General features: G+C 43.3%; 16 protein-coding genes and 2 riboswitches. Of the genes, 9 read left to right on the top strand and 7 right to left on the bottom strand.

All coding sequences use genetic code 11. From position 1 onward, the window contains the following. Positions 1-14 precede the first annotated feature (14 nt). Together rtcR and ACI2JM_RS11810 are read right to left on the bottom strand one after the other, a co-directional pair. Entirely contained in the window at positions 15-1724 is a 1710-nt protein-coding gene (gene rtcR, locus ACI2JM_RS11815; protein WP_404644379.1) for an RNA repair transcriptional activator RtcR, read from the bottom strand. Further along, positions 1714-2718 (bottom strand): DUF4062 domain-containing protein, encoded by a 1005-nt coding sequence (locus tag ACI2JM_RS11810; protein ID WP_404644377.1) that lies wholly within the window; start codon positions 2716-2718, stop codon positions 1714-1716. The genes rtcR and ACI2JM_RS11810 overlap by 11 nt, the downstream gene beginning before the upstream one ends. A gap of 332 nt (positions 2719-3050) precedes the next feature. Between ACI2JM_RS11810 and ACI2JM_RS11805 the strand changes: the two genes are divergently transcribed. The 5 genes from ACI2JM_RS11805 (at position 3051) to ACI2JM_RS11785 (ending at position 10037) form a co-directional block, all read left to right on the top strand. Continuing rightward, positions 3051-4283: an RtcB family protein gene (locus tag ACI2JM_RS11805; RefSeq protein WP_404644375.1), complete on the top strand. Its 1233-nt coding sequence runs from the start codon at positions 3051-3053 to the stop codon at positions 4281-4283. A gap of 39 nt (positions 4284-4322) precedes the next feature. After that, complete coding sequence (locus tag ACI2JM_RS11800) at positions 4323-5954, top strand: LA2681 family HEPN domain-containing protein (protein ID WP_404644373.1); 1632 nt, start codon at positions 4323-4325, stop codon at positions 5952-5954. Between the two features lie 81 nt (positions 5955-6035). Then, positions 6036-7139, top strand: a complete 1104-nt coding sequence (gene rtcA, locus ACI2JM_RS11795) for an RNA 3'-terminal phosphate cyclase (RefSeq protein ID WP_404644371.1) — start codon at positions 6036-6038, stop codon at positions 7137-7139. Positions 7140-7346: 207 nt separating this feature from the next. Continuing rightward, a complete protein-coding gene (locus tag ACI2JM_RS11790; protein ID WP_404644369.1) occupies positions 7347-9149 on the top strand; it encodes an FMN-binding glutamate synthase family protein in 1803 nt (600 codons plus the stop codon). Positions 9150-9221: 72 nt separating this feature from the next. Beyond that, the gene (locus ACI2JM_RS11785) at positions 9222-10037 is read left to right on the top strand and encodes a phosphodiester glycosidase family protein (protein WP_404644367.1); all 816 of its coding nucleotides are present in this window, start codon (positions 9222-9224) and stop codon (positions 10035-10037) included. Positions 10038-10159: 122 nt separating this feature from the next. Here the strand turns inward: ACI2JM_RS11785 and ACI2JM_RS11780 are convergent, their stop codons facing one another. The 5 genes from ACI2JM_RS11780 to ACI2JM_RS11760 all read right to left on the bottom strand — a co-directional run bounded on the left by ACI2JM_RS11780 (position 10160) and on the right by ACI2JM_RS11760 (position 15584). After that, positions 10160-11356 (bottom strand): globin domain-containing protein, encoded by a 1197-nt coding sequence (locus tag ACI2JM_RS11780; protein WP_201502300.1) that lies wholly within the window; start codon positions 11354-11356, stop codon positions 10160-10162. Between the two features lie 433 nt (positions 11357-11789). Beyond that, the gene (locus ACI2JM_RS11775) at positions 11790-13013 is read right to left on the bottom strand and encodes a VWA domain-containing protein (RefSeq protein WP_404644364.1); all 1224 of its coding nucleotides are present in this window, start codon (positions 13011-13013) and stop codon (positions 11790-11792) included. A gap of 86 nt (positions 13014-13099) precedes the next feature. Beyond that, positions 13100-13963 carry a MoxR family ATPase gene (locus tag ACI2JM_RS11770; RefSeq protein WP_045451389.1) on the bottom strand — a complete coding sequence of 288 codons (864 nt, stop codon included), beginning with the start codon at positions 13961-13963 and terminating at the stop codon, positions 13100-13102. 351 nt (positions 13964-14314) lie between these two features. Next, positions 14315-14956, bottom strand: coding sequence for a hypothetical protein (locus tag ACI2JM_RS11765; protein WP_404644361.1), 642 nt, complete (start codon positions 14954-14956; stop codon positions 14315-14317). 307 nt (positions 14957-15263) lie between these two features. Continuing rightward, on the bottom strand, positions 15264-15584 hold the full coding sequence (locus tag ACI2JM_RS11760) for a YcgL domain-containing protein (protein WP_045451381.1): 321 nt from the start codon (positions 15582-15584) through the stop codon (positions 15264-15266). A 235-nt stretch (positions 15585-15819) separates the two neighbouring features. After that, positions 15820-15957: riboswitch (glycine riboswitch) on the top strand. A gap of 54 nt (positions 15958-16011) precedes the next feature. Further along, positions 16012-16171, top strand: a riboswitch (glycine riboswitch). A gap of 188 nt (positions 16172-16359) precedes the next feature. Between ACI2JM_RS11760 and gcvT the strand changes: the two genes are divergently transcribed. The 4 genes from gcvT to gcvP all read left to right on the top strand — a co-directional run bounded on the left by gcvT (position 16360) and on the right by gcvP (position 22012). Further along, positions 16360-17547 (top strand): glycine cleavage system aminomethyltransferase GcvT, encoded by a 1188-nt coding sequence (gene gcvT, locus ACI2JM_RS11755; RefSeq protein WP_404644359.1) that lies wholly within the window; start codon positions 16360-16362, stop codon positions 17545-17547. Positions 17548-17616: 69 nt separating this feature from the next. Then, the gene (gcvH, locus tag ACI2JM_RS11750; RefSeq protein ID WP_198330513.1) at positions 17617-17997 is read left to right on the top strand and encodes a glycine cleavage system protein GcvH; all 381 of its coding nucleotides are present in this window, start codon (positions 17617-17619) and stop codon (positions 17995-17997) included. 259 nt (positions 17998-18256) lie between these two features. Then, positions 18257-19039: a nitroreductase family protein gene (locus tag ACI2JM_RS11745; protein WP_404644357.1), complete on the top strand. Its 783-nt coding sequence runs from the start codon at positions 18257-18259 to the stop codon at positions 19037-19039. 75 nt (positions 19040-19114) lie between these two features. Beyond that, positions 19115-22012: an aminomethyl-transferring glycine dehydrogenase gene (gene gcvP, locus ACI2JM_RS11740; RefSeq protein WP_404644355.1), complete on the top strand. Its 2898-nt coding sequence runs from the start codon at positions 19115-19117 to the stop codon at positions 22010-22012. Positions 22013-22022 lie beyond the last annotated feature (10 nt).

The raw sequence follows: 22022 nt of genomic DNA, 5'->3' as shown, positions 1-22022 counted from the left end.
TTATGAAAGATGCTTTATTTTAGCTCATCAAACTTCAAACCAAACTTCAGCAGATACTTACGCAATCTATCGCTATCGTTCGGGCTTTTTAGCTTATCGCGTGAGTTGGCATACAGATAGCGCCCAGCCGCCGCTTGATTTTTATGGTTAATACACACCTCAATCACATACGCCAGTTGCACTGCATCAAACGGATCAATAGTCGCCAGCATATCTTCATCAAGATATTGGCGTAAAACGTTATGGCTACCCTGCTCGATGGTTTCACTATCTAGAGTAGTATCGGGGCTATTATTGCTTGGGCTATTTTTAGTCCTGCCATTACCGCCATTTAAGCTATCAGAGCCATTCAAACTATCAGGTAACGCCCAAAGATGCGTTAAGCGTTCAATCTCCGCTTGCACATCATCATTGCGAATAACTTTACTCTCAGCAAGTGTAGTCAGGCGAATCATACTGGCAGTCAAATCACGAAAATTGCCTTGCCATGTCGCATCCGCACTCATCGCAAAAGATTCATACAGCTGCCTTGCTTCTGGGGCAAATCGATACTGCTGCTGTTGCTCGCTACCCAAGCGCGCCAATTCATAATCGATATTGGCAGGTAAATCTTCCAACTTGTCTTTGAGTGATGGCAAAGAAAACGTCCATGTATTGAGACGCGCAAATAGATCTGCCCGAAACTCGCCATTAGCGACTGCTTGGCGCAAGTCTTTGTTAGTGCCTGCCATCAGCTGAAATGACACGCTAATCGGCGTATCACTGCCAAGCGGATAAAAGCGCTGCTCTTCCAGTGCGGTCAATAGCATCGCTTGCTCATCAAGCCCCAACTCACCGATTTCATCTAAAAATAATAAACCACCATCGGCTGATTTTAGCAGGCCATCACGGCTCGTCGCAGCTCCCGTAAATGCACCTTTGACATGACCGAATAGCACACTCATGGCAGTGTCACCACGTAGCGTGGCGCAGTTGACCTCGACGAATTGTTCAAGCGTGTTTTTGCCTTGCGTACTGTTAGCTTTGGCTTTTTTGAGCGCGTAGATTTGGCCTGCCAGTTGCGACTTGCCCGCCCCTGTTGCGCCCATTAATAATATGGGTGCGGTTGATCGGATGGCCACCTTTTCAATATCGGAGATGAGCTTTTGATAAGCGGCATTTTGGGTGACTAGATTGGCTTGTAAAGTTTGCCAATGCTGCTGTTTTTCTGCTTCAAAGCGTTCACGTAATCCATCATAGCGTGAGACATCCAAGTCAATCACTTGATAGCGACCTTTCGGATCAGCTTGGTCTGGCTTTGGACAAGGCGAGGTTTGAATCAAATCTGCTGGAATAAATCCTGCTTCTACCAACAAAAACCAGCAAATCTGCGCCACATGCGTACCTGTGGTCAGATGCAGTAAGTAGTCGGTATTGTCCTGAAAGTTAAACCCTGCGGCAAAATCATACAGCTCAGCATAAACGTCGGCAAAATCCCACGGACTGCTCAATGCCACATGATGACCAATCACGTTAGTATTAGGGCTAACCTGCGCCACATCATCGGCAACTATTTTAAACAGCCGCTTATCACGCTTGCTATACAAGATATGCAGCTCATCGACCAACAGCTCATCATGCATACCTAAGCTCACGGTTGGCCGCCATCGTTGCCAACGCTTATCATTAAAACCATTGTCTAAAGTAGTACCGAGGAAGCCGATGACGGCGGTTTTATTCATCATTAGTTAGGTCACTCTCATATCTTTTTAAAGCCAATGACCTGACTATTTTTTTTCGCGCACTAGGCATAATCTCCCAGAATATATCCATCGGATCGCCTAATAATCTTATATATTCAAGAGCTAATAATTGAATTTTAATATTCTCAAAGTCTATTGTATCTATTGAAACAATATCAAAATCATCCGGATATTTAGAAGCTATATAACTTGTGAAATTTGCATGAATAGCTCTTTCAGGATAAGGCTGTAAAACTTTAGGAACAATAAACTTTAGTATTTCATTCCATGAAATATAGTATTCTAACTTTACTTTTTCTCTTTTACCTCCTCTATTAACGTTATGTCTAATACTAATAGTCAAAATATCCTCACCTTGAGCTAAGTCTAATATTTCAGTATTATTTGCTTGTAAAACCTGAACCTGTTTTTCAAGCTCATCTTTTTCTTGTCTAAGTTTATTCAGTTGCTTTAATAAATCAGTATTATCAGTTGCTTCATTTCCTCTTATCCATCCAACAGCTGGATAAGTTTTAATCGTTTTGGGCAAACTAAGCGCAACTAAACCAGATAACTCTTTTGCATCATCCCAAAATTTTACCAAACGATTAGTCGTTACCTTCTCTCTAAAAATTTGTAGTTTTTGTCGTGCTTCAGAATCCATTTCGACTTTTTCAACCGCTAATTTTTCAGGACTACCGTGAACTAACGCAACAACCTTAATGCCTTGTTTAATTGCGTAGTCATACTCCATTTCTGTATAGCTAATACCTTTTTCAGACAAACTGCCGTATCGACCACCTACGATAAGTAGGTAGTAATCACTATCATCAATAACTTTCTTTATGAATTCAAACTGTTCTTCATCTAGAGCAGGAAATAGCTCCATCCCAGCGGGTATACAGTCCATTTCCATAAGTGTTTGAATAACATTGCTTCGCTCATCTTGTAAATCTGCAAATGTGGAACTCACAAATACTTGGTATCTCTTATCCATATACACCGTCCTTTTATAGTTAATTTTCTATATTTTTATAAAATATTATATTCACTTAATTATAACTTATGTCAACAATCAGTTCTAATTTTTTTAATTTATTTAAATATATCAACTACTTATAAATAAATTCCAACTATTTTAAAAACTTGGCACACCCTTAGCATTATATAAAGCAAGCATCCTCTTTCATAATATAGTCGATTCAATTTAAAAGTAGTACAAGGCAACCGAGTGTAGATGTATATGTGATACTTCAAGCGAGGGTAACGCTGTAATACTTTTATAGGGGAATGACTATAAACAAACTTTGCAATGCTAAGGAACATAACATGCAACCAACCACTCATAACATCATTCAAGACGGTGGAACGCCGATCAGACTTTGGACCAAGGGCGTGCCTGTTGATCCAAAAGCACACGATCAATTGATCAAAGCATCAAAAATGCCTTTTGTATATAAATGGCTTGCGGTGATGCCCGATGTGCATGTCGGTATTGGTGCGACTATCGGTACGGTATTGCCGACTAAAGAAGCGATTATTCCGGCTGCCGTTGGCGTCGATATCGGCTGCGGAATGATGGCGGTACAAACCACCCTAACTGCAAACGATTTGCCAGACAGTTTGCTTGGTCTGCGTACCGAACTGGAAAAAGCGATTCCACATGGTCGTAGTAAAACGCGTGGTCGCGGGTCACGCCGTGATGTTGGCGCGTGGGCAAACCCTGACGACACCGTAATGAACGGTTGGGGAACGCTGGTTGATGACTTTAATTATATAACCCAAAAGCATCCTCGCCTAAAAAACACCAATAACCTTAACCATTTGGGTACGCTGGGTACGGGTAACCATTTCGTCGAGGTGTGCCTTGATGAAACCAACCAAGTTTGGATCATGCTGCACTCAGGCTCACGCGGTGTGGGTAATGCCATTGGTCGCTATTTTATTGAGCTGGCACGTGAAGACATGCGCAAGTGGTTTATCAACTTGCCAGATAAAGATTTGGCCTACTTTGCCGAGGGTACAGAGCATTTTGATGACTATTGGTTTGCGGTTGGTTGGGCGCAGCGTTTTGCCTTTAAAAACCGCGAAATCATGATGGAAAAAGCGATTAAAGCCCTACGTCACATCATACCTAAGCCGTTTGATGCTGCGGTAAAAGCGGTGAACTGTCATCACAACTATGTGGCTAAAGAAGAACACTATGGCGAGGAAGTATTTGTGACCCGTAAAGGCGCAGTGCGTGCCCGTGTTGGTGAATACGGAATTATTCCGGGGTCAATGGGTGCCAAGTCATTTATCGTGCGCGGTAAAGGAAACGAAGAATCGTTTTGCTCTTGCTCGCATGGCGCAGGTCGTATCATGTCACGTACTGAGGCGAAAAAGGTATTTACAGTCGCCGATCAAATTGCACAGACTGCGGGCGTAGAATGCCGAAAGGACGTGGATGTGATTGATGAGATTCCAGCGGCTTATAAAAATATTGATGATGTGATGCAAGCACAAAGTGATTTGGTAGAAGTGGTACATACCTTGCGGCAGGTGGTTTGTGTTAAAGGATAGGTAGGAACTATTATTTTCTAATATCACAAGGATAAAATTATGGAAGATTCCATCCAGTCTAAGCTTATATATACAAACTTGCAGTTAGATAATGCATCTGAAATGATTAATAAAGGGCAGTTTGAACAAAGCTATAAGTTATGCTTATATTTAAAGGAGCTTCTAGAAAAAGTCCATGATCTCAGTGACCCTAGTTTTTCCTACGCATTTTTTAGACTTGCTGGACTATTTGTTGATTTAGGTAATAGGGATTCCAACCTAGAGTCTTCTCAAATCGGATTGGAAATAATGGAGTCTAATAGCTTTGAACACTGTTTAACTCGTGATAGTTATTACTACTGCTTAGCAAACGCTAAAGGTAATTTGACTCAAAGTGATTCCAATAACTACTGTAAAACTGATGTCAGTAAGATAGAAAGATTTTCAGAAGTAGGGTCATTACTTCTCAAAGCAACTATGATTCGTAGAAAAAATAAAGATGTTTTGTCGCCACAGGTTATGGTTAATATGGGAATAAATCTATATCTGCAGTATAGATTTTCAGAAGCATTAAGTTTGTTTGACAAGGTCAATTGTATGGGATTAGACATTCCAGAATCTTGGGTAAATCGCAGTGAATGTTTAGCACTATTAAATCAGATTACAGAAGTATTCTCGATCCAACAATATAAAGAGGTAGCTCAAGGCTATTATCATGCTAGTGTTTCGAGTGAATTTCCTTATGACTGGCAAAATAACTTTTTCAATAAGGCTAAACACACGGAAAAAGAGATCGAAGATTATTGTTTGGATTTGGGTATAGATATAGAAGATGACAAACATTTAGACGAACAGGAATATCAATCTTTGTCAGAATATCGTAGATGGTGTTTAGATAATTTTTTAAGCCTTAGTGAACATGGTTTATATTGTAAGTGTCATGGAAGTGCGCGTGATAACTTGAATATCCCAGTGCCCACTAGAGCAGTTGCTGGAGATTTTATATTACCGATGGAGAAGGTATTAAATAGGCTTAAATCCGAATTTGGACTTGCTAGATTAATGTTGTATGAACATCAATCTGATAAGAAAGATAACGATATTGACGATGATGCTTGCTATGCGGAGCTATATGACAACGAGCTGCTAGGAACAAACATCGAAAAGCTTCGTACTGCTTTTCGAATTTGCTTTGGTATACTAGATAAGATAGGTAATGCCATTGCTTTGTTGTTTGATTTACAACTTAAAACCAATAAAGGTAAAGTCAGGCCCTCATACTTTCATACCTTTTGGGAACTTGAAAACGAAGACAGACGTCAAAAGTTCGAAGCTTATGATAATGAAGGTTTGATTGGTTTATATAGCATAGCTTGTGATTTAAATCACAAGCTAGAAGGTGAGCTTAGTTTTTACAAGCAGTGGCGAAATGCCTTGGAGCATAGTTTTGTATTTGTTTATGAGAATGAAAAACCTGAAGATATTGAAACCTCATTAGCCTATTATGAAGAACCAGTTTTTATTTCAGAGTCCGAATTTGTTGAGAGCGCCGAGCATGTCCTGCAATTGACACGTTCAGCCATTTTTTCCTTCGTCTTTGCAGTTAGGATCAAAGCTGAGAAAGAAGCTCTTGAAGATATTCCTAATATTTTAAGTCAGGACAAGTTTATCGAGCGAAAGAAATATACTTAGAAAATAAAAAATAAGAGAGAGGGAAACAAAATGAAACTCGCAGAAGCCTTACTCATTTGCCAATAAAGATAATAAATACTCATGACTAAAACAAATCCCAAAACCCTAAAAATAGATGGCAGCACTGGCGAAGGTGGCGGGCAAATCATTCGCACTGCCCTATCGTTATCGATGCTCACAGGCACACCAATCGAGATCACCAATATTCGTGCTGGAAGAGCTAAATCTGGATTGATGCGTCAGCACTTGATGTGTGTACAAGCCTCGCAGCAAATATCAAATGCCACCGTGACAGGTGCCGTTTTGGGCAGTATGGCGTTCACCTTTACGCCAAGCAAAGTGAAATCAGGCGATTATAATTTTGATATTGGCTCAGCAGGCAGCACCAGTCTTGTGCTACAAACGCTTTTACCCGCCCTGCTTTTTGCCAATACTGGTTCAGCATCACCATCTACCGTGACTATCAAAGGCGGCACGCACAATCCTCTCGCACCAACGACAGATTTCCTACAGCAAGCGTTCGTCCCTGCAGTAGCGAAATTAGGTATGCACGTGGATATCGAGTTTGTACAAGCAGGGTTTGCGCCTATTGGTGGCGGCATGATTAAAGCGACGATAACGCCATTTATGCGCCATGCAAGCGCTTCACAATTTAACCTGACTAAACGCGGTAAGCTTAACGGTATAGAGCTGGTCGCGAGCGTGCTCAATCTAGAGTACGACATTTGCAAACGCGAGCTTGCCAGGGCTCAAGCATCATTGGTTGAAGCAGGTATTGATAAGACACTAATTACGACTAAAAGCTTTAAATTGCAAGGCATTGGTGAAGGCAATAGCTGTTATGCACAAGTCACTCATGAGGTTTCTGACACCCAAAATCATAAAGAATATCACGCCGAGGTATTTGCTTTACTAGGAGAGAAACGCAGCTCGGCGGAAAAGATAGGTTGTCGTTTATCAGGCTTAGTCAAACGTTATATATTTAACACCGACTCACTGGTCGATGAATACTTAACCGACCAATTACTCTTACCGTTGGCTTTAGCAGGCGGTGGCAAGTTTACCGCACGTGTCGTTAGTAAGCACGCTGAAACCCAAGCATGGCTCATTCAGCAATTTTTGCCCGTTGAGATTAAGCTTAAAGTGATCGATGAGCAGAAAACTTTGGTACAAGTTGTCTGTTAAAATCACGCCACTAGCAACATCAACAGTAGCACTCTGTTACCCAATTACTGCTATGCAGTGATATCATATGTGTATGATGTAGGCGATAAATCTGAGCGCTTTGTCAGTGTCTAACAATAATGGTCATAAGGGGGTGGTTTTTTCCCTACTCTCTCTTTAAATCATTGTCACCTTTTTAATATTTATGTATTACTGTTGAGTGTAGCCATGCCCCAATCTCGTACCAATCTAAATCCTGAACCTAAAACCAACTCTCCGTATTTGGTCGGCTTATTGCTGCGTTATAGCACCTTTGGCGCTGCCATCTTAATATTTTTAGCAGGTCTACTATTGCTAAATTGGTGGTTAATTATTCTCGGTGGGTTTGGGGTATGCTTGGGAATTTATGACGTCTTACAATCAAAGCATGCTATTTTGAAAAACTATCCAGTTGCCGGACATATCCGTTATGTGCTTGAAGATTTTCGTCCTGAAATTCGTCAATATTTACTAGAAAATGACAAAGAACAAGTACCGTTTTCACGCCAGCAGCGAGCGCTAATCTACCAACGTGCTAAGAATGTCAGTGACACCAATGCCTTTGGTACGCTAGATAATTTATACACCAATGGTAAAGAATGGTTTTTACAATCAGCGATTAGCCAACCTCTAGAAAATAAAGATTTTCGTATTATGGTTGGCGGTGAGCGTTGTCAGCAGCCCCATGATATGTCGGTATTTAATATCTCGGCGATGAGCTTTGGCAGCTTATCGGCTAACGCGATTATGGCGCTCAATCAAGGCGCAAAAATGGGCGGCTTTACTCATGATACGGGTGAAGGGGCTATCAGCCCTTATCATCGCAAGTTCGGTGGTGATTTGATTTGGGAGCTAGGTACAGGGTATTTTGGTTGCCGTGATGATAGTGGCAATTTTGACCCGCAGTCTTTTGCCGAAAAAGCGGTTGATCCACAAGTAAAAATGATTGAAATCAAATTATCTCAAGGGGCAAAACCTGGTAAAGGTGGCGTGCTACCCGCGGAGAAAATCACCCAAGAAATCGCTGATACCCGTCAAGTACCGACAGGTCAAGATTGTGTGTCGCCCTCGTCGCATACAGCCTTTAGCACCCCACGAGAATTGGTGGCTTTTTGGCAACAACTGCGCGAGTTGTCAGGCGGCAAACCTGTGGGCTTCAAGCTTTGTGTTGGTCAGCCTTGGCAGTTTATGGCGATTGTGAAAGCCATGATCGAAACCGATAACTATCCTGATTTTATCGTCATCGATGGCGCAGAAGGCGGTACTGGCGCGGCTCCTGTCGAATTCATGGACAATGTCGGCATGCCGATGGTTGAAGGGTTTTTATTAATACACAATACTTTGGTCGGCGCAGGCATTCGCGATAAAATCAAACTTGGCGTGAGTGGTAAAATCGTCTCTGGTTTCGATATTGCCCGTATGATTGCCTTGGGCGCAGACTGGTGTAATTCAGCGCGCGGCTTTATGTTTGCCGTTGGCTGTATTCAATCACGTTCGTGCCATACCAATACTTGCCCGACGGGCGTTGCCACCCAAGACCCGTATCGTCAAAAGGCGCTGGATGTACCAAGCAAAGCTGAGCGCGTCGCAAGCTTCCATAAGAACACTCTGAAATCCCTAGCCAGTATCGTTGGCGCAGTAGGTTTACAACACCCAAGCCAATTACAACCGTATCATATCGCGCGTCGTCTCGATGATGGGCAGATAAAACTATTATCGAAGTTCTTTTATTTTACCGATAAGGGAGCGCTACTCAATAATAGCGCCCGCGCAGATGTGTTTAATCAGATGTGGGTAATGGCGAACCCAGATAGCTTTTTAGCCAATGATGACGCCCTCATTGCTTATAATAAAGACTCACGGGATAAAGGTAGAGAAACCACCACATCGGTGGAACAGAGCCTTGGTAACTTTGCGAGTATCACTGGCGGTGGGCAGTTAATCGGTAACGTCAATAATACTTTTCGCGAATTTCCGCCTAGCAGTGATTGAGAAATAGCGATTAAAAATCCGTGAGCCCTGACTATTTATATCTCACTCCATACTATAAAAGATATATCATTGATGCCAAATTTCGCTCTTTCCTTACCTTTAGGAGCAGTCGCCCTACTATTGCTAAGTGTCAGTGCTTGCCAACCAATAAGCACTGATGCTGCTGACAACAAGACACAAAACTGGTCGTGCCAGACTCAGGATGCACCATTTTCTTATAGTTTTTGTAGCGTTGACGCTCAAGCCTTGATGAATGGCCGCTACTCATTAAAATTATTTTGGCAGCAGCCTGACAGCACGAAATCGTTGCTAACCTTTGATAGGTTATTAGCGACTTTACCAAAAAATCAAGCTCTTAGCTTTGCTATGAATGCAGGTATGTATAACGAGAACTATGCACCGATTGGCTATACCATCATTGATGGTGAAGAGATCAAATCGCTAAATCTCAAAGAAGGCGGTGGCAATTTCCATTTATTGCCCAATGGTGTGCTGTGGTGGAATAAATCGGGCAACGTGCAAATTACGGAAAGTAACGCCTTTGACGATCAGCTTAACAGTAGTAAGGCACAGCCTTGGTATGCCACCCAATCAGGTCCTATGTTGGTTATCAATAACGAGATACATCCGCAATTTAATCCTGATAGCACCTCACTCAAAATTCGTAATGGCGCAGGTGTTTGCGATGACGGTCACATAAAATTTGTCAATAGTGATGAGCCTGTGACATTTTATCAATTTGCATCGTTGTTTAAGGATGACTTAAGCTGTCCGAATGCTCTATTTTTAGATGGCGGGATTGCATCGGCGTTATACGCGCCCAGTATTGATAAGCATGATAAAAAAGAGATGGGTGTGATGATAGGGTTGGTTGAAAATAAAGATTAGGCGATGTATTTATTTTTAAAATAGTGATAAAAATAAGATAAATCGCATTGAATAAAAAGCACTTGAGACGACTCTGTCATCCAAGTGCTTTTTTTATTAATAGCAACAGTTAATAGCTAAAATTAACCGCCCAAACTCATCTTGGGACCAAACGGTTCGTAATGAACGCTATCAACACCGTGATCTAGCGTCACTAGCCCATCAATCATGCTTTCCATAAATGGCATCGAGCCACAGACATAAATATCAGCAGGCTTAGGTAATTGAGCAAGCCACGCCTCATCTAATAGTTGTCCCGACTCAAAATAGAAGACATGCTTCTCTACAGTCTCAGCCTTTTCTAACAGCGTCTCCACTTCAGTATTGAAAGCGTGATGCGCATCATTTTGGCAAGCATAAACCCAGATAATAGGTCGTTTTGGATTGGCTAATACTTGTGCCTCCAACATAGATAGCACAGGGGTTACACCAACACCAGCACTTATCAATACTAGCGGAATCTCATTTTGCTGTACCAAGTCTTGATTGAGCGCAAAGTCACCTGCTGGTGCCGATAATAAAACCGTGTCACCCACTTCTAATTGGTCGTGCATATAGTTAGAGACCAAACCATGATGCTCATTGCGATTGTCACGTCTGACCGCAAACTGAATGCCTGCATCAGTACTAGCAGAGTACAAAGAGTAATGACGTAGCGCAACATGGTCACTGTCTTTTGGATCTGTTTTCACCGTGATGTATTGACCTGCGGTTAAAGTCAATTTGCTCAGGTCGATCTCTTGATGACTTTCTGCATTATCCTTGGCTGGTACAACTGTAAAGGCCGCAATATCCGTAGCGGCTGCTACCTTTTTAATCACTACAAAAGGCGCAAAACCCTGCCACATCGCCTCCTCATACATGCCATGTTCAATCTGGATAAATACTGAGGCAATCTCATCATAAGCTTCAGTCCAAGCATCGATGATATCGTCATTGGCCGCCTCGCCCAGCACTTCCTTAATTGCACCGATTAAATGCTTACCAACAATAGGATAATGCTCAGGCAAAATTTGTAACGCGCGATGCTTGTGGCTGATTTGCGTGACTTGTGGCAATAACGTCGCCAATTTATCCAAGTGCTTAGCAGCGGCTAACACGGTCGTCGCTAGAGCCGTCTGTTGACGACCCAATTTTTGATTGGTTTCGTTAAATATGTCCAACAGCTCGGGATGCTCTTCAAACATGTTTTTATAAAACACCGTGGTGATTGCCGTTCCATGCTCTTCAAGGACGGGAACAGTTGCGGTGACGATTTCTAAAGTCTTTGGTGAAGCCATACTGTCTCTCTTATTAGTACCAATTCCAAAACATATGAGGAGCGCTGTCAAACTCGTTTAGTCTACTGAATGTAATACTTGCACGCGCTTTTTTGCTACTAAAATGATTGAAAATGGCATAATTTCATTACATTGATTGGTTGATTCACATATGAAAAATGAAGTGCTTAAATAAGCAACGACGACTGATTTTTACAAACAATTATCAAATTCTTGTCATCAAATTTTTTGCCGAACCAGTCAAAACGCCTCTATAAGATTCATTTAAAATGAATGTTATCATATTTTGCTGCTTATACCAATGCAGTGTGACTGCAAAACTGATTATTTTCGACAAAAAAGCAGCCGCTATGCTGTCATAACGGCTGCTTTTATCAGAAAATATAGGGATTAACAGGTTTTATAAGTTAGAGCATTCATCCAAAACTCAAAATTAACGCGCTAGATAATTGGTCATATCTTCTACCCCATGTAAGGTCATCGGATACATTTTATTGTCGAATAGTTTCTTAATTTCAACGATGGTTTGCGTATATTGCCAGTACGCTGGATCTTCAGGGTTGAGCCAAGCGACTTTATCGAAATGCGCGAGCACCCGCTTGAGCCAAACAATACCCGCCTCATTGTTCATATATTCAACGCTGCCACCAACTGTCATCAGCTCATATGGCGACATTGACGCATCACCGACGAAGATAACGCGATATTCGCGACCGTATTTATTAAGCAGCTCAAAGGTAGGCATCGGTGCACTATGGCGACGATTATTATCCTTCCAAACATAGTCATACAAACAGTTATGAAAGTAAAAAAACTCTAAGGTTTTAAATTCATTTCTAGCCGCAGAAAACAATTTCTCAAGTGCTTCAACATGGACATCCATACTGCCGCCGACATCAAACAGCATCAGCACCTTGACGCGGTTACGACGCTCCGCTTGCATATGAATATCAAGCACGCCTTTTTTGGCCGTGCGTTTGATAGTCTCATGAATGTCTAGCTCATCCGCGCTACCGGTACGGGCAAACTGACGCAAGTTACGTAACGCCATCTGAATTTGGCGCGTGCCAAGCTGACTGTCATCATCGAGATTGCGATATTTACGCTGCTCCCAGACTTTAGCGGCGCTACGCTTACGCGATTCACCGCCGACGCGCACCCCTTCCGGATGATCACCATAAGCCCCAAATGGTGACGTACCGCCAGTGCCGACCCATTTATTACCGCCTTGATGCCGCTCTTTTTGCTCTTTGAGACGCTCTTCAAGCGCTTTCATTAGCTCCTCTAACGAGCCATATTTTTTGAGCAGTCGGCGCTGCTCTTCGGTTAGGTTTTTTGGGTCTAATTTTAAGTCAAGCCACTCTTTAGGAATGTCCGTCAATTTAGCCAATAGCTCATCCATATCCAGGCTGTCGACGCCTTCGAAATAATCTGCCATTGCTCGATCGAATTTATCAAAATGGCGTTCGTCTTTGACCATACAAAGCCGAATCAGTCGGTACATATCCTCACGACTGGCAAAGGTAGACAGCTCTGGATTTTCAGGATGCGGCTGCATCATCAGCCCTTGATCTAACGCGGCATTTAGGTCAAGCAGCTCACGCGTACTGACTGGCACACCATAAGTACGTAAGGTATAGAACAATTTGATAAACATAAGAGTCGCATCGCTTATTGGCTGATATGGTGACAAGTGAAGCCGTTTTATTAGGGCGTGTTGTCATTTTGAAAAAAGTCTGTTGCTTAACGCCGCATTATATTAGCAAAGCGTTGCAACAAGCTCACATCGGCTTCGTTTTTTAGCAGTGCACCATATAATGGCGGGATAGACTTTTCACCGCGTAAGTTTTCTTCCAACTCTTCTTGTGCCATATCATCAGCCAGTAGCAACGTTAACCAATCTACCAACTCTGAGGTTGATGGTGGCTTTTTGAGCCCTTGGACATTACGCAGCTTATAAAAAATATCCAGCGCATCATTGACCAGTTTTTCTTGGATATTAGGGAAATGAACGTCGATGATTTGACGCATGGTTTCTTCTTCTGGGAAGTCAATATAATGGAAGAAGCAACGACGCAAGAAAGCATCGGGCAACTCTTTTTCATTGTTTGAGGTGATAATGACCACAGGACGCTGCGCAGCAGTGATGGTTTCTCCCGTCTCATAGACATAAAAAGACATTTTGTCCAGCTCATGTAGCAAGTCATTTGGGAACTCGATATCGGCTTTATCAATTTCATCAATTAGCAACACACTGCGCTCGTTACTGGTAAATGCCTCCCATAGCTTGCCGGGTTTGATATAATTGCCAATCTCATAAACCTTATCATCACCCAGTTGCGAGTCACGCAAGCGCGATACGGCATCGTACTCATACAACCCTTGCTCCGCTTTGGTGGTTGACTTAATGTGCCATGTAATCAGCGGCATCCCTAAGCTTTCAGCGACCTCCTCCGCCAATAATGTCTTACCGGTGCCCGGCTCGCCTTTAATCAATAGTGGTTTTTGTAACGTCATCGCGGCGTTGACCGCCAACTGCAAATCGTCAGTGGCAATATAATTTTGCGTACCAGTAAAGCTTTTTTTCGTTTTATCAGTCGTGCTCATAATCAAGTCTCAGTTATTGTTATAGATTAGGGCTATCAAGAGCCAGGAAAGAATTAAAGGCAATTGATGGCAAATAAATAATCATTTAGATTAGCACAGCATGATTGATTGCCAAAATACTCATGCGTTCGCAGTTGTTGAAAAACAATAGATGCCTTGAACGCCTTTTGACGGTTGGTCGGCACAGTCATAAAACATTTTTTCATAAAAAAAGACACGCATGGTGTCTTTTTTATGGTGCTTTTCATTCACAATATTTTTATTGATAGCGTCTTTTATATAGCTACCATAAAAGCAAAGATCCAATCATCGCTAGCAAAATTTTAATATCATTTTACTGATGTTACTTTACTACTTATCAAGCTTTTCCATATTAGGCTTTTTAGCTAAACTGCTGTCTTTTTTTAAGCTAACGTCTGCTTTAGGATTAGCCGCTACAGGCATTTTATTAGACGGTTCAGCAACAGTGGCGTGATCGGTTAAAGTCGCGCCTTCTGTCAAATAATTACCAGTCGTCAGCTGCATGGTGGCTTGTGTATCTTCTGCAGTACGACTCCGCGCTTTGTCTAGACTTGACTCAAAAGCACCGCGAATAAGCTGCCAGACGAAGCCTACAAACAAGCCGACCACTAACACGACGAGTATCGGCAGCATATTGGTAATCGCGCCAGCCGTGTCCTTCATCATAATCGCATAAACCACGGCGATACTAGCGGGGGCAATCACACTTGGATCGCCAAGGGCAGTACCTGGTGCCAATAACACAGCAAACAATATCATCCAACTCATACCGCCCAACGGCCGCGGCAGCATACGAGCGACCAGCAACCACAATACCAACACAATAACGACACCACCCAGATACGCATACATCGGTAAGTCTGCGGGTGGCACGTCTTTTACCAGCTGTCCCCACCAAATAGCAATTTCGCCGAGAATATCACTAATGGCTTCCAGCGGTAAGCTGTTTATAATACCTTTTAACCAGTCCATGCGTGTGTAGTTACCTGCGTTTATAAATTGTGCAGCGCGTTTACGCGCTTAACGATAGACAATGTGCTGTTTCAACGAACCATAATATCGAATACATTATCGCCAAAAGCCCTTAAGACATAAGCACTTGAAACACGACCTTTTGCCTCGCCACGTATTTTTTGTCTTGTCGCTCATATAGCCTGCTAGTTTATCACGACTTTCTACCAAAATGCATGAGCGCAAATGTGTCGTAAACTTTTTCTTGCTGGCTGTCATGCAACATAGCCAAAAGAGGCTGATTAAAAACTCGCTTCAAAAATACCCATTAATCATAAATATTGTCTTGTGCTTCGCGCGCACGTAATTCCGCTTGGCGGCGCATCACATCTTGCGGTGGCATTTGTACAAAATACCCTTGCGACTGTAATTTTGCCAGTACCTCTGCTTTATCAACGCGCGCAAGCGTCGGCGTATTGGCTAAATCCAAGTGCATCACAAATTTACTGCGCCCTAAACTGGCACGAAAATCTTTTGGTAATACGCCAAGCCAATCTTTAATCTCGTCGGTATCGTCAGGATAATCAGGACGGGCAATATAGACATACATATCGTTATGTTTCGGGAATTTATAAATATCACAATGCATAATAATGACCTATCAGAAACTATCACCATAGATTAGCATATTTTGGGTGAATATCAGTAGTCGCTTTACGTTTTACGATGGGCATTCGTGCTAAATTGACTACTGCCTACCAAACGTAAAACGCTTTACTTATCGATACGGTATTGATTATTCTCACAAAAAATCATTTTTGCCAAAATTATTCACTTTAATCGCGTAGATGACTTGTAAAAGCGCCTTGAACCTTTCATAATAAAAGCGTTTTTCAGGAGAGAGTCTTGAGCACAATATCAGGTGCGTTCATATTAATGAGCTGGCGCTGATAATTGCTACTTGACCACCGAAGGCGCATCCACCCTGCCAATCGCTCAGGTAAAAGGACTGAAAAACACATGTCACGACTGTTTCGCTGTCTACCATCAATTGCGTAGCACACCCAAACATAAGGCATAACAAATCTGGAGAGCGGTAAGGACGGACGACGCCTTACCCACCGAAGGGGAGAAAATGCGACATCATTTAATTTGGTTTTTTAAGGCTGATGCTTTTAAAAACGTGCAATGATGGTTCGTGTTGAAAATCTCAGGTTACAGGACAGATAGGGCTTTTGCTTAAACCGACGTTCGGCGTCTGTTTGGCGGATTGCGCTATTTTTCTGTGCTACCCTTGGTTGCAATGTTTGCACCTTGCAATATTGCTTCTCGCTACTATGATAAGGCACATCAGCCCTCATACTTTGATACTTGTTTTTACGACTGGTTATCGAATGCAGCTGATGTCCACATAAGGATTTGTTATGACCACTACTCAAGATAACACTGCTCAAAGCGCCAACACTTCAGCCGCTAAACGCACACCTCTTTATCAGTCTCACGTTGATAGTGACGGCAAGCTGGTGGATTTTTCTGGTTGGGAACTACCAATCCATTATGGTTCGCAAATCGAAGAGCACGAAGCGGTGCGTACTGATGCTGGTATGTTTGATGTCTCACATATGGTCGTCGCTGATGTCACAGGTAGCGATACCAAAGCATGGCTACAAAAGCTACTGGCCAATGATGTCGATAAACTCAAAACCGTCGGTAAAGCGCTATATTCTGGCATGCTCAACGAGCAAGGTGGCGTCATCGATGACTTAATCGTTTACCTAATGAACGAAGACGCTACTGAATACCGCATCGTCTCAAACGCTGCTACTCGTGATAAAGACATGGCACAATTTGACAAAGTCGCCGAAGGTTTTGACATCAGCATCACTGAGCGTCCAGAGCTTGCGATGATTGCCGTGCAAGGACCAAACGCTGTTGAAAAACTCGCGCAAACCAAACCTAGCTGGGCAGATACTTTAGCTGGTCTTAAGCCTTTCGTTGGTGCTGATTTAACAGACATCGAAGGCGCAGATTGGTTTGTTGCTCGGACTGGCTATACCGGTGAAGATGGCGTCGAAGTCATCATGCATGGTGATGATGCACCCGCGTTTTTTGAGCAATTGAAAGCCAATGGCATTAAACCTGCCGGTCTTGGCGCGCGTGATACCTTGCGTATGGAAGCTGGCATGAACCTTTATGGTCATGACATGGACGACAACGTCAGTCCTTACGAGTGCAACATGGGCTGGACACTTGCGTTAAAAGACGATCGTGATTTTGTCGGTCGTGACGCTTTGGTCAGCAAGCGTCAACAGTCAAAAGACGATAGCTCTGCCATGAAGCAAGTTGGCTTATTGCTAACGACGCGCGGCGTATTGCGTGAAGGCATGACAGTCACCATCAATCAAGGCACGGACAATGAGCAAACTGGCATTATCACCAGTGGTACATTCTCCCCTAGCCTAAAAAATTCGATTGCGATTGCCCGTGTGCCTGCCAGCGTATCAGATGATGATAGCGTTCAGGTCGATCTACGCGGCAAAGGTAAGTTCGTTGATGTTCGTGTTCTTAAGCTACCGTTTGTCCGTAATGGCAAACAGCAGTTTGACTCGTAGGCATTATAAACCCTATTATTAACGTCCACTATTTTTGTTAACCATCCTCTATCACTTAGGAGAGAGACCATGAGCAATATCCCAGCAGAACTAAAATACATCGCCAGCCACGAGTGGTTACGCTTAGAAGACGACGGTACTATCACTGTTGGTATCACTGACCATGCTCAAGACCTATTGGGTGACGTGGTGTTTGTTGAATTACCAGACGTGGGCGACATCATCGCTGTTGATGACGAAATCTCTGTTGTTGAATCAGTAAAAGCTGCTTCTGACGTTTATGCGCCTATCTCAGGTGAAGTCGTTGCGATCAACGAAGCCCTAGAAGACGATCCAGAAATCATCAACTCTGACCCATATGGCGAAGGTTGGTTCTTTAGAATGAAGCCTGACAACATCGCTGACTATGAAGCACTGCTAACCGCTGATGAGTACGAAAGCGAGCTGTAATATCAGCTTCACTCTCTCGCTTTAAAAGCGATGTTTTATTTAAATGCCGCTACTTATAACCTTAAAAAACATAGCTTGTTATGACAGATATTGGCGTCAGCTGATATCTGTACACTTTTTCTTAGAATGCTTATCGCTCAATTTATTGCGTCCAATCGCTATCTGATTTATTCATATCAATTACTTGTCAGGCGCTATTAAAGAGACGTACTCAATACTGCCCCAAGTTGATCACTTAATCTCCAGCATGGATTCTCATATGACCCCTGACACTGATAATCAAGCAAACGCTCAAGCAAGTTCTCAAGAAAAATTTGCCACGCCTGATAATACACCGCAGCTACAAGCGTTTCGCGAGGTGGTTGAATCACGTCGTTCAGTCCGCCGCTTTACCGACACAAAGATACCTGATGATGTGTTAGCAGACTGTTTGCGTTTGGCCATGCTTGCGCCAAATTCTAGCAATCTACAGCCGTGGGAATTTTATGTGATTGATGATGCGGACAAGCGCAAACGCGCGGTGAAAAACTGCATGAATCAAAATGCAGCGAAAACCGCCGCTCGTTTAATCGCAGTCGTTGCGCGCACCGATGTGTGGCATGACCATGCCAAGCAAATATTGCGCGAATACCCTGATAAGCCAGTACCAAAAAAAGTCAAAGACTATTATACCAAAGTCGTTGCCATGGACTTCTTACGAGGACCTGCCAATGTGGTATCAGCGGCTAAATGGGGTGCGACTCAAGTGGTCAGACGGGTAAAAGGTCCGATTAAATCACCTTACTATACTTTTGAAGACACCAAAAACTGGGCAACCAACAATACTGCCCTTGCGGCTGAAAACCTAATGCTTGCCCTACGCGCGCATGGCTTTGATAGCTGTCCGATGGGTGGCTTTGATGAGCCTGCCATGAAGCGCTTATTAAATTTAAGTAACGATCAACATATCATTATGATGATTGGTGCTGGTGAGCGCGCTGATAATGGCGTTTACAACAGCCAGTTCCGCTTTGACCAAAAACAATTTGTTCATTACGTATAAAATCTTAAATCGTCATTAGTTGTTATTACTATTTATTTTAGCCACCCTTTATTACTCCCTTAACCAAGGATTGTCATGACTATCTCGCAAAACCCAACGTTTGATACCTTTAAAGGTTTATTCAACGAAGCTGAATTTGTCTATCGTCATCTAGGCTCTAATGAGACCAAGCAAGCTGACCTGCTCAGTGCCGTTGGTTATCAAGACATGGCGAGCTTCATCAACGATACCGTGCCTGAGCCCGTGCGCTTGCATAAAGAGCTAGATTTGCCAGTGGCGATGAGTGAGCATGCCGCGCTTGCCAAATTGCGTACCATGGCAGATGACATCACTGTTAATAAAAGCTATATCGGTCAAGGCTACTCGCCTGTGCGTATGCCTGCGGTCATTCAGCGCAATGTACTTGAAAATCCAGGCTGGTATACCGCTTATACGCCTTATCAGGCAGAGATTGCCCAAGGTCGCTTAGAAGCCTTGCTTAACTTCCAACAAGTATGTATTGATTTGACTGGTCTTGAGCTTGCTGGCGCATCCTTGCTTGATGAAGCAACGGCTGCCGCAGAAGCCATGGCAATGTCAAAGCGTGTCAGCAAAAGCAAATCAACGCAGTTTTTTGTTGATGACCGTATCTATCCACAAACCTTAGATGTTATTAATACCCGTGCCAAGTACTTTGGTTGGGAAGTGGTGGTTGGTGATTTCGAACTGGCTAAATCAGGCGATTATTTTGGTGCGCTATTCCAATATGTCGGTGTTGAAGGCGATGTTAAAGATTTAACCGACGTCATCGCTGCTGTGAAGAAAAACAAAACCTACGTGAGTGTCGTCAGTGACATCATGAGCTTAGTATTATTAAAATCACCAGCAGATATGGGCGCAGACGTCGCTTTAGGTAGCACGCAGCGTTTTGGTATCCCAATGGGCTTTGGTGGTCCACATGCTGCTTACTTTGCCTTCTCTGACAAAGCTAAGCGCTCAGCTCCTGGTCGTATCATCGGCGTCTCTAAAGACTCACAAGGTAATACTGCCCTACGTATGGCACTACAAACTCGTGAGCAGCATATCCGCCGCGAAAAAGCCAACTCAAACATTTGTACCTCACAAGTATTGCTTGCCAACCTAGCCGGTATGTATGCCGTTTATCATGGCCCAGGTGGCGTGAAGCGTATCGCTACTCGTATCCATGCCTTTGCGACTGCCTTTGCTGATATCATCAAAAATGCCAACGACAGCAACTTAAATGTCGTACATGACCAATTCTTTGACAGCGTCGTCGTTGATTGTGGATCAGAAAAACTGGCCACTCAAATTTTCGAAAATGCTGACAATGTAGGCTATAACTTATGGCGTCTTGGTGAAACCAAATTAAGCGTCGCGTTTAGTGAAACCAGCGATCAACATGACTTTAGCGTATTAACTCAGCTGTTTGTTAGTAAAGCACATGACCTACCAGAAGACGCTCGCGTTTCTCTTGATAGTGCGCACTTGCGTACTGACGCTATCTTGACGCATCCAGTATTTAACTCGCATCATACCGAACATGAAATGCTGCGTTATTTAAAATCGCTTGAAGACAAAGATTTGGCAATGAACCGCAGCATGATTTCATTGGGTAGCTGTACCATGAAACTGAATGCCACCAGTGAAATGCTACCGATTACTTGGCCTGAATTTGCTAATGTGCATCCTTTTGCACCACGTGACCAAGTCACAGGTTATGTTGCCATGATTGATAGCTTGCAAGACCAGTTGAAAGCCATTACTGGTTTTGATGATGTGTCTATGCAGCCAAACTCTGGCGCTTCAGGTGAGTATGCTGGTCTGCTAGCGATTCGCCGTTATCACGAATCATTGGGTGAAACTGACCGTGATGTTTGTTTAATCCCTCAGTCAGCGCACGGTACCAACCCTGCGACGGCTATGATGATGGGTATGAAAGTAATCGTGGTTAAAACTGATGACAATGGTAACGTTGATATCGATGATCTAACTGCTAAGTGTGAAGAAAACAGTGCCAATCTAGGTGCATTGATGATTACTTATCCATCAACGCATGGCGTGTTTGAAGAAGGCATCCGTAAAATCTGTGACCTTATCCATAAACATGGCGGTCAAGTTTATATGGATGGTGCCAATATGAATGCACAGGTTGGCATGATGCAACCGGCTGACGTTGGCGCTGATGTATTACACATGAACTTGCATAAAACCTTCTGCATCCCGCATGGCGGCGGCGGTCCAGGCATGGGCCCTATCGGCATGAAGTCGCATTTAGCACCCTTTATGGCCAATCATACATTGAGCCCTGTGCATAATGCGCAAAAAGACTGCTCGGCCGTATCAGCAGCCCCTTATGGTTCAGCAAGTATTTTACCAATTTCATGGATGTACATTGCCATGATGGGTCGTGATGGTCTGCTAAAAGCCACTGAGCTTGCGCTATTAAATGCTAACTATGTCGCTGCTCAATTAAAAGACCACTACCCTGTCCTTTATACGGGCAAAAACGGTCGCGTCGCGCACGAATGTATCATCGATATTCGTCCGCTAAAAGAAGAGACTGGCATCAGTGAAAGCGATATCGCCAAGCGCTTGATGGATTATGGTTTCCACTCACCAACGATGAGCTTCCCAGTTGCGGGTACCTTGATGATTGAACCAACTGAGTCTGAATCTAAAGAAGAATTAGACCGTTTCATCAGTGCCCTAAAATCTATCAAAGCCGAAGCAATGAAAGCCAAAGCTGGCGAAGAGGGTTGGACGTTAGAAGACAACCCACTAGTCAACGCACCGCATACCGCGGCGATGGTCACCAACAGCGAATGGACGCACCCATACAGCCGTGACACAGCAGCATTCCCACTGCCTTATATCCGCGCCCATAAGTTCTGGCCAAGCGTAGCACGTGTCGATGACGCTTATGGTGATAAGAATCTCATGTGTTCTTGCCCAAGTATCGAAAACTACATGTAGTTTTCAAATA

The organism is Psychrobacter sp. NPDC064578 (genome assembly GCF_044901245.1).
Lineage (GTDB): Bacteria > Pseudomonadota > Gammaproteobacteria > Pseudomonadales > Moraxellaceae > Psychrobacter > Psychrobacter cibarius_C.
Note: the sequence above shows the minus strand (reverse complement) of the source record. Positions and strands in the feature narration are given on the sequence as shown.

Excerpts from the sequence above, each read along its gene's own strand:
- ACI2JM_RS11800 (WP_404644373.1), top strand. The coding sequence starts at position 4,323 with ATGGAAGATTCCATCCAGTCTAAGCTTATATATACAAACTTGCAGTTA.
- ACI2JM_RS11745 (WP_404644357.1), top strand. The coding sequence starts at position 18,257 with ATGACCCCTGACACTGATAATCAAGCAAACGCTCAAGCAAGTTCTCAA.
- ACI2JM_RS11775 (WP_404644364.1), bottom strand. The coding sequence starts at position 13,013 with ATGTTTATCAAATTGTTCTATACCTTACGTACTTATGGTGTGCCAGTC.
- ACI2JM_RS11770 (WP_045451389.1), bottom strand. The coding sequence starts at position 13,963 with ATGAGCACGACTGATAAAACGAAAAAAAGCTTTACTGGTACGCAAAAT.
- gcvP (WP_404644355.1), top strand. The coding sequence starts at position 19,115 with ATGACTATCTCGCAAAACCCAACGTTTGATACCTTTAAAGGTTTATTC.
- ACI2JM_RS11790 (WP_404644369.1), top strand. The coding sequence starts at position 7,347 with ATGCCCCAATCTCGTACCAATCTAAATCCTGAACCTAAAACCAACTCT.
- ACI2JM_RS11780 (WP_201502300.1), bottom strand. The coding sequence starts at position 11,356 with ATGGCTTCACCAAAGACTTTAGAAATCGTCACCGCAACTGTTCCCGTC.
- ACI2JM_RS11810 (WP_404644377.1), bottom strand. The coding sequence starts at position 2,718 with ATGGATAAGAGATACCAAGTATTTGTGAGTTCCACATTTGCAGATTTA.
- ACI2JM_RS11785 (WP_404644367.1), top strand. The coding sequence starts at position 9,222 with ATGCCAAATTTCGCTCTTTCCTTACCTTTAGGAGCAGTCGCCCTACTA.
- ACI2JM_RS11765 (WP_404644361.1), bottom strand. The coding sequence starts at position 14,956 with ATGGACTGGTTAAAAGGTATTATAAACAGCTTACCGCTGGAAGCCATT.
- gcvH (WP_198330513.1), top strand. The coding sequence starts at position 17,617 with ATGAGCAATATCCCAGCAGAACTAAAATACATCGCCAGCCACGAGTGG.
- gcvT (WP_404644359.1), top strand. The coding sequence starts at position 16,360 with ATGACCACTACTCAAGATAACACTGCTCAAAGCGCCAACACTTCAGCC.
- ACI2JM_RS11760 (WP_045451381.1), bottom strand. The coding sequence starts at position 15,584 with ATGCATTGTGATATTTATAAATTCCCGAAACATAACGATATGTATGTC.
- rtcR (WP_404644379.1), bottom strand. The coding sequence starts at position 1,724 with ATGATGAATAAAACCGCCGTCATCGGCTTCCTCGGTACTACTTTAGAC.
- rtcA (WP_404644371.1), top strand. The coding sequence starts at position 6,036 with ATGACTAAAACAAATCCCAAAACCCTAAAAATAGATGGCAGCACTGGC.
- ACI2JM_RS11805 (WP_404644375.1), top strand. The coding sequence starts at position 3,051 with ATGCAACCAACCACTCATAACATCATTCAAGACGGTGGAACGCCGATC.